9 protein-coding genes are annotated in these 10,811 nt (G+C 64.6%); 3 read left to right on the plus strand and 6 right to left on the minus strand.

The window, feature by feature from the left end:
- Positions 1-20 precede the first annotated feature (20 nt).
- The 5 genes from AC6LKG_RS19105 to AC6LKG_RS19125 all read right to left on the minus strand — a co-directional run bounded on the left by AC6LKG_RS19105 (position 21) and on the right by AC6LKG_RS19125 (position 6,563).
- Entirely contained in the window at positions 21-1,835 is a 1,815-nt protein-coding gene (locus AC6LKG_RS19105; RefSeq protein WP_498166924.1) for a bifunctional aspartate transaminase/aspartate 4-decarboxylase, read from the minus strand.
- 138 nt (positions 1,836-1,973) lie between these two features.
- A complete protein-coding gene (gene aspT, locus AC6LKG_RS19110; RefSeq protein WP_498166927.1) occupies positions 1,974-3,665 on the minus strand; it encodes an aspartate-alanine antiporter in 1,692 nt (563 codons plus the stop codon).
- Between the two features lie 222 nt (positions 3,666-3,887).
- Positions 3,888-4,817 carry an electron transfer flavoprotein subunit alpha/FixB family protein gene (locus tag AC6LKG_RS19115; RefSeq protein ID WP_498166928.1) on the minus strand — a complete coding sequence of 310 codons (930 nt, stop codon included), beginning with the start codon at positions 4,815-4,817 and terminating at the stop codon, positions 3,888-3,890.
- 1 nt (position 4,818) lies between these two features.
- Positions 4,819-5,568 (minus strand): electron transfer flavoprotein subunit beta/FixA family protein, encoded by a 750-nt coding sequence (locus AC6LKG_RS19120; RefSeq protein WP_076411707.1) that lies wholly within the window; start codon positions 5,566-5,568, stop codon positions 4,819-4,821.
- A gap of 71 nt (positions 5,569-5,639) precedes the next feature.
- A complete protein-coding gene (locus AC6LKG_RS19125; protein WP_080977347.1) occupies positions 5,640-6,563 on the minus strand; it encodes a histone deacetylase family protein in 924 nt (307 codons plus the stop codon).
- Between the two features lie 10 nt (positions 6,564-6,573).
- Between AC6LKG_RS19125 and mltB the strand changes: the two genes are divergently transcribed.
- Positions 6,574-7,731, plus strand: coding sequence for a lytic murein transglycosylase B (gene mltB, locus AC6LKG_RS19130; RefSeq protein ID WP_498166930.1), 1,158 nt, complete (start codon positions 6,574-6,576; stop codon positions 7,729-7,731).
- Positions 7,732-7,864: 133 nt separating this feature from the next.
- Here the strand turns inward: mltB and AC6LKG_RS19135 are convergent, their stop codons facing one another.
- Positions 7,865-8,914: a cyclase family protein gene (locus AC6LKG_RS19135; protein WP_498166933.1), complete on the minus strand. Its 1,050-nt coding sequence runs from the start codon at positions 8,912-8,914 to the stop codon at positions 7,865-7,867.
- 68 nt (positions 8,915-8,982) lie between these two features.
- On the opposite strand from AC6LKG_RS19135, the gene AC6LKG_RS19140 reads away from it, so the two are divergent.
- Positions 8,983-9,759, plus strand: a complete 777-nt coding sequence (locus tag AC6LKG_RS19140) for an IclR family transcriptional regulator (RefSeq protein WP_498166935.1) — start codon at positions 8,983-8,985, stop codon at positions 9,757-9,759.
- Positions 9,756-10,736: a Bug family tripartite tricarboxylate transporter substrate binding protein gene (locus AC6LKG_RS19145; protein WP_498166937.1), complete on the plus strand. Its 981-nt coding sequence runs from the start codon at positions 9,756-9,758 to the stop codon at positions 10,734-10,736. The genes AC6LKG_RS19140 and AC6LKG_RS19145 overlap by 4 nt, the downstream gene beginning before the upstream one ends.
- Positions 10,737-10,811 lie beyond the last annotated feature (75 nt).

Consider the following 10,811-nt stretch of genomic DNA (forward strand, 5'->3'; position numbering starts at 1 on the left):
TCGGATGTGGCGTCCCGGGACTACTTCGCCCCTTTCCCGGCCGAGCGTTCGGCCTTGGCGGCCTGCTTCACGGCCTTTTTCACCGCCTTCTTGGCGGCGCCCTTGCCGGCCGCCGTGCGCTTGGCGACCGAGGCCTTGACCTTCTGGCCCTTGCCGGCGGTCGGGCCGGAACGCACGAGCTGGCCGGCCTTCCAGGCCTCCACGTATTCGGTGGCGGCATCGACCATGTGCTTGCCGATCCTGGAATAATCGCCGTCGTCAAGGTTAGCCAGCGAAATGCGGATCGACCAGGGCGGGCCGCCGAAGCCGCCTCCGTCCATCAACACCACGCCGGACTTCTCGGCCAGGCGGAACAGAAAGTCGACCGGTTCGTAGTTCGACGACATGTATTTGCAGAAGGCGTCACCATAGGTGTTCCTGGCCCACACCATGAAGTCCAGTTCGACGTAGTACCAGCCGCGCATCGGGTCTTCCGGCGGCAGCGGCGCTCCCAGCCCGCGCCACAGCGCGTCGCGCCGGGCCCGCACGATCTGCATGGTCAGGTGCTTGTACGCATCCTTCAGGTCCAGCAGGTGCGACAGCGCGAAAAATCCCATCTGCACCTGCTGCGGCAGCGACAGGCCGGCGGTGTGGTTCAGTGCCACGTTGCGGCTGTCGGCCACCAGCCGGTCGATGAACTTGAGCTTCTCCGGCTCCATCGTCATGGCGCCATAGCGCTTTTTCAGGCGGTTCTTCCAGGAGGCGGGCAGTTCGGCGATGCGGCGGTCCATGGTGTTCTTTTCATGGGTCGCAATCACGCCCAGGCGCCAGCCAGTGCAACCGAAGTTCTTCGAGAATGAATACACACAGATGGTGTTGTGCGGCACCTCCGCCATCAACGACCGGAAATTCGGCACGAAGGTGCCATAGACGTCGTCCGTCACCAGCACCAGGTCGGGATTCTTGCGGATCAGCCCCACGATCTGCTTCATCTCGACCGGGCTGAAGGCGACCGAAGGCGGGTTGCTGGGATTGACCGTCACCGCCAACTTGATCTTCGGGTTTTCGAGCTTGGCGATTTCCGCGGCCGGATAGTGCCAATCGTGGGTACCGTCGGCCCGAACGCTGCTGGCATTGATGGCGACGATCTTGAACTGGAAGCGCTCCAGATGCGCGATCTCGATATAGGGTGTGAAGGTCGGCAGGAACAGCGCGATGGTGTCTCCCTGCTTGAGCAGGCCGTTCTGCATCAGCGAATCGAAGATGTAGCACATGGCCGCCGTGCCGCCCTCGACCGGGAACAGGTCGAACTTGCCCTTGGGTGGCCGGCCATCGCACATTTCCTTGATCAGGTAGTCGTGCAGGATCTGCTCCAGATGCACCAGCGCGCGCGGCGGCACCGGATAGTTGTCGCCGATGACGCCGTCGGTCAACTCATGGATCCATTCGTCCGGCACGAAGCTCTTGATCTTGACCCCGTACTCCAGCACGCCGGCCAGAAAGTCCGCGCCCGCCGCGCCCTTGTTCTTGGACAGGAACTTGCGCAGGCGGTCGGCGCAACCTTTCTTGGGTGGCATGCCCGCCAGGATGCCATCGTCGCGCACCCGCCGCGCTTCCTTCATGGCGAACTGGCCCAGCAGGAAAAAGGCGTCGCGCGGCTCGGTGGCGATCCAGTTGGGATTGCCGCGACCGGCATTCAGCATGGTCGACACGGCGGTCTGCTGGCTGTCCTTGGCCAGCGTGATCAGGTAGTCCTTCAATTCGAAGGGCGACAACTGCTCCAGGTCGCGCTGGCGCGAACGGGTGGTTTTCAAGGCCGAGGCCAGGCTGACGGTGATGGGCGCGGTGGAAGCCATTGTGCAGAACTCCTGGTTTGCGATTGACAGACGCTTGCCCGGGGCAGCCCCGGACCGCTGGCCCGCGCGCGGCGCGCGCGGATATCCCGCCGGAGTCCATGTTGCCGAAGGGCGGGACCGCCTCCGGAAACACGGGTCCTAGGTCATGAGCATGACAATGACAATGCCCCAGATGATCAGCAGGGTGTTGCCGATGGCGTAGGGCACGGTATAGCCCAGGGCCGGCACCTGGCTCTTGGCAGTCTCGGTAATCTGGCCAATGGCCGCCGTCGTGGTACGGGCGCCGGCGCAAACCCCCAGCGCGATCGCCGGGTGGAACTTGAACACGTAGCGGGCGATGTATACCCCCAGGATCATCGGCACGCTGGTGGCGATGATGCCGGCGATGAAGAGCTTGGCGCCCAACTGCTGGAAGCCCTGCACGAAACCCGGCCCCGAACTGATGCCGACCACCGCCACGAACGCAGTCAGGCCGACCGAAGTCAGAAACCAGTGCACCGGTTCCGGCACCCGGCCGAAGGTCGGATGCACCGAGCGCAGATAGCCGAAGATCAGGCCGGCAATGAGCGAACCGCCCGAGGTCGAGAGGGTGATGGGAACGCCGCCGACCGTCAGCACCAGCGTGCCGAACAGGCCGCCCAGCAGAATGCCGAAGCCCACGAACACCATATCGGTCTGCTCCGTGGCGCGATCCACGTAGCCCACCTTGCCGACCACCCGCTCGACGTCACGCTTGGCCCCGAGGATGAACAGGCGGTCGCCGCGGTCCAGCTTCAGGCCCCAGTTGACCGGCATCTCGTGGCCGCCGCGCATCACCTTGCGCAGGAACACACCGCGGCCGAGCGCGCGCACCTGTTCCATCTCGGAGATTTCCTTGACGGTCTTGCCGGCCAGGTTCTTATTGGTCAGCACCACCTCGACAATCTCGGCAGGCAGGCTGATCAGGTCACGGTCCTCGACCTCGGTGCCGATAATGCCGGCAGCTTGCAGCACCAGCGCGTCATGGCGGCCGGTCACTCCCAGCACGTCGCCAGCCTGCAGCACCGTGGAGGAATCGGTGTCGAGGATCTGGTCGCCGCGCCGGATGCGCTCGATGAACACGCGCGCTTCGACGAAGCGCGCTTCAATCTCGCCCACCGTCTTGCCGACGAATTCGGAATGGTCCAGCTTGTAAGCGCGCGAAATGAACTTGCGGTAGCCCGACAGCTCCATCGAGTCGGCGCCGCCGGACATCTTGGCCTCGTACTCCTTGCACTCTTTGACGATATCCACCCGCATCAGCTTCGGGCCCAGCGAGGCCAGCAGCCAGGCGCTGCCGACCGTGCCGAAGATATAGCAGACCGCATAGGCCACCGGAATACTGTCGATCCATTTCTTCTTGGTGGCCGCGTCAATGCCCAGGCCATTGATGGTGTCGGTTGCAACCCCGATTACCGCGGAAATGGTCTGCGCCCCGGACAGCAGGCCCGCGCCCGTACCGGCGTCGAAGCCGAACCCCACGGCCGTGCCCCAGGTCACCAGCAGGCAGATAACGCAGATGACGACGGCAAAGATGACCTGCGGCAGGCCATCGCTTTTCATGCCGCGGAAGAATTGCGGCCCGACGCCATAGCCCAGACCGAACAGGAACAGCAGGAAGAATACTTGTTTGACGATCGGGGCGATCGTGATGTCGAGCTGGCCGACCAGCACGCCGACCAGCAAGGTTCCGGTCACCGCCCCCAGATTGAAGCCAAATATTTTCTTGGCACCGATCCAATATCCCAGACCCAGAGTAAGAAATATTGCCAGTTCAGGGTATTTCCGCAGAGTGTCGAATAACCATTCCATCCCGAATCTCCTTCGTTATGTACCGGCCAAACACTTGCGCCAATCCTAGCTGCGCGCGGCATACATTATCAGAATCTTTCAAAAAATCAAAACATTTACATTATAAATATCAAATAGTTTCGTTTGTCAGCCAAAAATAAGCCGCATCACTCAGGAATAAAAAAAGCCCGCGGACAGATAATGTCCGCGGGCTTTTGGCATTTAAGCCAGAGGCGCGTTGGTCTACAACGCGCCGGTCAGTTCGGGAACGACCTGGAACAGGTCGCCAACCAGGCCATAATCGGCCACGCCGAAAATCGGCGCCTCGGGGTCCTTGTTGATGGCGACGATGACCTTGGAATCCTTCATGCCCGCCAGATGCTGGATGGCGCCGGAAATGCCGACGGCCACGTACAACTGCGGCGCGACGATCTTGCCGGTCTGGCCGACCTGCCAATCGTTGGGCGCGTAGCCTGCGTCGACCGCGGCGCGCGAGGCGCCCAGGGCGGCGCCGAGCTTGTCGGCCAGCGGATCCAGGATCTTGAAGTTCTCGGCGCTGCCCAGGCCGCGGCCGCCGGAAACGACGACGCGGGCGCCGGCCAGTTCCGGGCGGTCGCTCTTGGCGACTTCGCGGCCGACGAAGCTCGACAGGCCGGAATCGGCCACGGCGGCGACGTCTTCAACGGCGGCCGAGCCACCCTGCGCGGCCACGGCGTCAAAGCCGGTGGTGCGCACGGTGATGACCTTGACCGGGTCGGCCGATTGCACGGTGGCGATGGCGTTGCCGGCGTAGATCGGGCGCTGGAAGGTGTCGGCGGATTCCACGCCGATGATGTCGGATATCTGGGCCACGTCGAGCTTTGCGGCCACGCGCGGGGCGATGTTCTTGCCCGAAGCAGTGGCCGGGAACAGGATGTGGCTGTAGCCCGAGGCCACCGCCAGCACCTGGGCGGCCACGTTCTCGGCCAGGCCGTCGGCCAGTTGCGGCGCGTCGGCCAGCAGCACCTTGGACACGCCAGCCGCCTGCGCGGCCTGGTCGGCCACGGCGCGGGCATTGGCGCCTGCGACCAGCACGTGGACGTCGCCTCCGATCTTGGCGGCGGCGGCGACGGCGTTCAGGGTTGCGCCCTTGAGCTGGGCGTTATCGTGTTCGGCAATAACCAGCGTCGTCATCTCAGACCACCTTCGCTTCGTTCTTGAGTTTGTCCACCAGGGCCGCGACATCGGCCACCTTGATGCCGGCCTTGCGGGCGGGCGGCTCGCTGACCTTGAGCGTCTTCAGGCGCGGCGCCGGATCGACACCCAGTTCTTCCGGGGTGACGGTGTCCAGCTGCTTCTTCTTGGCCTTCATGATGTTCGGCAGCGTGACGTAACGCGGCTCGTTCAGGCGCAGGTCGGTGGTGATGATGGCCGGCAGCTTGAGCGTCAGCGTTTCCAGGCCGCCGTCGACTTCGCGCGTGACCGTGGCCTTGCCATCGGCCAGCTCGACCTTGCTGGCGAACGTGGCTTGCGGCCAGTCCAGCAGCGCGGCCAGCATCTGGCCGGTCTGGTTGGCGTCGTCGTCGATGGCCTGCTTGCCCAGGATCACCAGTTGCGGCTGTTCCTTGTCGACGAGGGCCTTGAGCAGCTTGGCCACGGCCAGCGGCTGCAGTTCGGCGTCGGTCTGGACCAGCACGCCGCGGTCGGCGCCGATGGCCATGGCGGTGCGCAGCGTTTCCTGGCATTGCGCAACGCCGCAAGAAACCGCCACCACCTCGGCCACGGTGCCCTTTTCCTTCAGGCGGGTGGCTTCCTCGACGGCGATCTCGTCAAAGGGGTTCATCGACATCTTCACATTGGCGATATCCACGCCGGTCTGATCAGACTTGACGCGCACCTTGACGTTGTAGTCAACGACGCGCTTGACAGGTACCAACACCTTCATCCCGCTGCCTCCAAAATGGAAATAATTACCCGGCAATCGCCGGGATCGCATTGCACAATTTTTTCCTGATTCTACAGCTTCGCCAGCGCCCGTATATGGGCCACGACGCTGCGCCCCAGGGCGGACAGGTTGTAACCGCCCTCGAGCGTGCTGACGATGCGCCCCTGGCAGTGGCGTTCCGCCACCTCCACGAGCTGCTCGGTGATCCATGCATAGTCGGCCTCCACCAGCCCCATTTGACCCATGTCGTCCTCGCGGTGGGCATCGAAACCGGCCGAAATCAGAATGAGTTCCGGGCGGTGCGCCTCCAGCCGTGGCAGCCAGGTGTCCGTGACGATGGCACGGACAGCAGCGCCCGCCGTATAGGCGGCTACAGGCACGTTGACCATGTTGGCCGCCGGATGTTCGGTGCCGCTGTTGGGAAAGAAGGGATGCTGGAAAATGCTGCACATCAGCACCCGCTCATCGCCCGCGAAGACGTCCTCGGTGCCGTTGCCGTGGTGCACGTCGAAATCGACGATCGCCACCCGCGACAGGCCGTGGAAGTCCATGGCGTGGCGGGCCGCGATCGCCACGTTGTTCAGGAAGCAGAAGCCCATGGCCTGCGAACGGCAGGCATGGTGCCCTGGAGGGCGCACCGCGCAAAAAGCGGTGCGAGCCTCCCCGCCGATCACCGCGTCCACGGCCGCCACGCCCGCGCCAGCCGCGTACAGGGCGGCTTCGTAGGTGTGGGGGTTCATGAGGGTGTCGGGATCTATCGGGTAATACCCGTGCTCCGGGGTGTGTTCGCGCAGACTGTCCAGATACTGGACAGTGTGCACCCGCAGCACGTCATGGCGCGACGCCTGCGGCGCCTGCCGGTCGTCCAGATAGGGCATCAAACCGCTGGCGAGCAATTGGTCGGAAATGGCATCCAGCCTCTGCGGGCTCTCCGGATGCCAACTGCCCATTTCATGCAAGCGGCATGCCGGGTGGGTAAGATACATGGTCTCCATAAGGAAGATTATGTTCATCTGTCGGCGATTACTGCAACTCGGCACCTTATCGGCCCTGCTGGCCGGGTGCGCCACCACCGCCCCCACCGCCCCCAATCCGTCCTCCGGCCAGCCGCCGGCGGCCGCCACCGGCACCACGCCCATCCGCATCGGACCCAGCACGCCGACAGTCGGTTCCGAGCCCACTGACGACGGCCCGGCCGCCCTGACGCCCGGCGGCGCCCTGCGCCCGGAAGTGCGCGCCTTCGTCGAAAGCCTGGCCGCCGAGCGCGACCTGCCGCTCAAGCCCATGGTGGCGGCGCTCGAAAGCGCGCGCTACAACGCCACCGTGGCCCGCCTGATCGCGCCCTCGCCGCCCGGCAAGAAGATCTGGCGCAGTTGGCTGACCTACCGCTCGCGCTTCGTCGAGCCCAAGCGCATCGGCTGGGGCGTGGAGTTCTACAACGCGCATCGAGACCAGCTCAACCAGGCGGCGCAGCGCTTCGGCGTGCCGGCGCCGATCATCGCCTCGATCATCGGCGTTGAAACCTTGTATGGCCGCAACATGGGCAATTTCCGCGTGCTGGACGCGCTGACCACGCTGGCCTTCGACTATCCGGACCCGGCCAAGCCCGAGCGCGCCGCCATGTTTCGCGGCCAGCTGGCAGACTTCCTGACGCTGGCGATGAAGGGCAAGCTGGACATGGAAACCCGCGGCTCCTATGCCGGCGCCATCGGCATGCCGCAATTCATGCCCACCAGCATCCGGCACTACGCGGTCGACGGCGACGACAGCGGCCATATCGACCTGACCAACAACACCCGCGATGCCATCATGTCGGTGGGCAGCTTCCTGTCGCAGCATGGCTGGCAGCGGGGCCTGCCGGTGTTCGCGCCGGTGGCGCTGCCGGCCGACCCCAGCGCGCTGGTGGATGGCGGACTGGAGCCCAGGCAAAACTGGAGCGCCCTGAGCGCGGCCGGCGCGCGCCTGCAGCCCGGCGCCTCGGCCAACGGCTGGGGCAGCCAGCCGCTGGGCATCGTCGACCTGGTGGAAGAAGCCCGCGGCACCGCGCAGTACCGCGTCGGCACACCCAACTTCTTCGCCTTGACGAAATACAACCGCAGCTATTTCTACGCCACCGCGGTGGCCGATCTGGCCAGCGAAATCGAGGCACGCGTCGGCCGCTGAAAAGCCGGCGTGCCCCTCGCTCGTGCCGGTGGCGCCCTGAGGCCGCATCGGCGGAGCGGGTCCGCGGCGGGGTGCTTTGCGCCCGGCGGTTCCGGCCTCGACGATTCCGGCTCGGGCCGGATCGCGCCGTTGCTCAGACCGTGGCCACCGGCGTGGCCGGCGAGCCCACCGCGCCAGGCAAGTTCAGCGGCGGCGCGGTCAGGAGGAAACGGCTGCGTCCGTTGGCCGTCAGCCAGCGCGCCAGCGCCCCCAGGTACCACATCTCGCCGATCGGCAGGCCGAGCTTGAAGATGCAATGGTGGTGCAGCGGCAATGCCGCGCAGCAGGCGTTGGGCTTCTGCGTCGGATAGATTTCCAGCGCATGGTTGTCCGAAGCCATCGCGGCCACCTGCGAATCTGTGATCCACTGCAGCAGTTTCTCGTCGCTGCCGTCCAGCCCGGCACAGATCTCATGCAGCGTATGGTGATCGGGCTCGCGTTGCTTTTCCAGCAAGGCATCGCCGAATTCGGTATGGAACAGCACAATGTCGCCCCGCTCGATCTCGATGCGGTCGGCTTCGATGATGCGCATCAAGTCGTCATAGCCCACCGACCGCTGCTCGCGGCCGTAGTGCCGCGCCAGATCGACCATGACGCCACGGCTCTGCAGGCAGGATTCGGCCAACTGGGTAATGTCCAGTTTCCTGGCATGGGAGGCCCCGCCCTGCCCCAGGTCGGTCTTGGCGAAACCGTTGTCGACGTCGTAATCGACCGGACCGACCACGTGCTCGTTGGGGCGATAGCCGTTGTAATAGACTCGCTCGGGCAGGCCGTCGCCGTTGGCGTCGAACAGCGCGCCCACGTGCGCCAGCGAATCCCACTGGGTCGAATACTGCAGGCTCATCTCGACAATGTCGTCACTCAGGACATCGACGCATCCGGGGCGCAGGCGGCCCAGCGGGAAATTCAGATATTGGTCGCCATCCCTCTCGGTCGGGCGCAGTTTGGGCGGATGGCGGCGCACGTTGACGCCGTTGCCTCCGGGATAATCCAGCGGCAGCGACAGACAGAAACTCAGCCCCTCGCGGACCTCCTGGATTCCCTTCATCACATTCGCGGGAGTGATGTAATTCAGGCAACCTCTTTGATCGTCAGGGCCGAAGTCCCCCCAATTCGATCCCTCGGGACGATTCTTCCATCTCATGCGACACGACTCCTTGGCAATTGAAAGCAAATTTGACACAAAATTATCACATATAGGATAATAGCATCATGGATGTGAAAACAGCCGCCCGAGTCCTGGATGTTCTGAACCTCTTCGCCGAGGCGCAGAAGCCATTGCTGTACAGCGAGATCGCCGCGCAAATGGAGATCCCGCTGTCCAGCTGCCATGGCCTGCTCAAGACCATGGTGGCGCGCGGCTATCTCTACGAGATCGGCAAGAAGCACGGTTATTACCCGACCCAGAAACTGATCCATGTCGCCACCCTGATCTGCCGCAGCGATCCGCTGAACGCGGTGATCGAGCCGGTCCTGGCACGGGTGCGCGACCTGACCGGTGAGACCGCCCTGCTGGCCAAGCTTGCCGACGACAAGGTGGTGTACCTGATCGTCGCCGAATCCAAGCAGACCATCCGCTTCTCGCATCAGCCGGGCGGCTTCAAGGCGGTCCACGCCACCAGCTCGGGCAAGGCGCTGCTGTCGGTGCTGTCCGAGGACGAACGCCAGAAATGGTTCAAGACCTACCCCGGATTCGCCGCGTACACCGATACCACCCTAACCAGCCAGGCCGCCTTCGACCGTGATCTCCGGGCCGGCATCCAACGCGGCTGGCAACGCTCGCTGGGCGAAAACGTCGAAGACGTCATGTCCATTTCGCTGGGCTTTCGGGCCTATGAACAACCCTTTGCCATCGTGGTGGCCGGCCCTCTGGGGCGCATGCAGAAAAACGAAGCCACCACTGGAGCACAACTCAAAGAGGTCAAGGCGCTGCTGCGCGCAGCCCTGCCCTCGGCCAACCTCACCTTTGTAGGAGAAGACAGCAAATGAACAAGCGCACTTTGCTCGCAGCGGCATGCTCGGCGATCGCCATCGGGGCCCTGCCACTGGCTGGCGCGCAGGCGCAGGACGCCTACCCTGATAAACCGATCCGCGTGATCATGCCGTGGGCCGCCGGCGGCCCCACCGATGTGGTGGGCCGCGTGATCGCGGTGCGCATGGGAGAGATCCTGGGCCATCCGCTGGTGATCGAGAGCCGGCCCGGCGCCAGCGGCACCATCGGCGCCGCGCAGGTGGCGCGCTCTCCCGCCGACGGCTACACCGTGCTGATGAACCCCTCGGTGCAAGGCATCTACCCGGCCCAGTTCAAAAGCCTGACGTTCGACCCGATCAAGGACTTCCGCATGGTGGGCGTGCTCGGCACCGTGCCGATGGTGGCAGTGGTGCCGCCCGACTCGAAGTTCAAGACCTTCGGCGAACTGATCGCGCAGGCCAAGGCCCAACCGGGTTCGCTGAGCTTTGCCTCGCCGGGCGTGGCCACCCTGCCTCACCTGGCAGGTGAACTCATCAACACCACCACCAAGGCCTCCATCGCGCACGTCGGCTACCGCGGCAGCAGCCCGGCCTTGACCGACGTCGCCGGCGGCCACGTCGACCTGATGTACGCGCCGCTGGCCCCCGCCCTGCCCTTGATCCAGAGCGGCAAGGTGCGACCGATCGCCGTGACCACCAAGAACCGCCTGGCCGAACTGCCCGACGTCCCGACCATCGCCGAGAGCGGACTGCCCGGCTTCGATATCGTCACCTGGTACGGCATGTGGGTGCCCAAGGACACGCCCGAACCCATCGTCGCCAAGCTGAACAAGGCCATGATCGAGGCTTCGCAATCGCCCAAGGTGGTCGAGGCGCTGAAGTCGCAGGGCACGCTGCCCAGTACCATGACCTACCAGGAAGCCGAAGCCTTCAACCTGGCGGAAAGCGCCCGCTGGATCAAGGTCATGAAAGACGCCAACATCCAGCCCGAATAAGGCCCACCGACGCTCGGCGCCACATGGCCGGGCGGCAATGCAAACGCCCCCCGCCCCGGATGATATCCCGGGCGG

The organism is Achromobacter sp. 46006 (genome assembly GCF_059761975.1).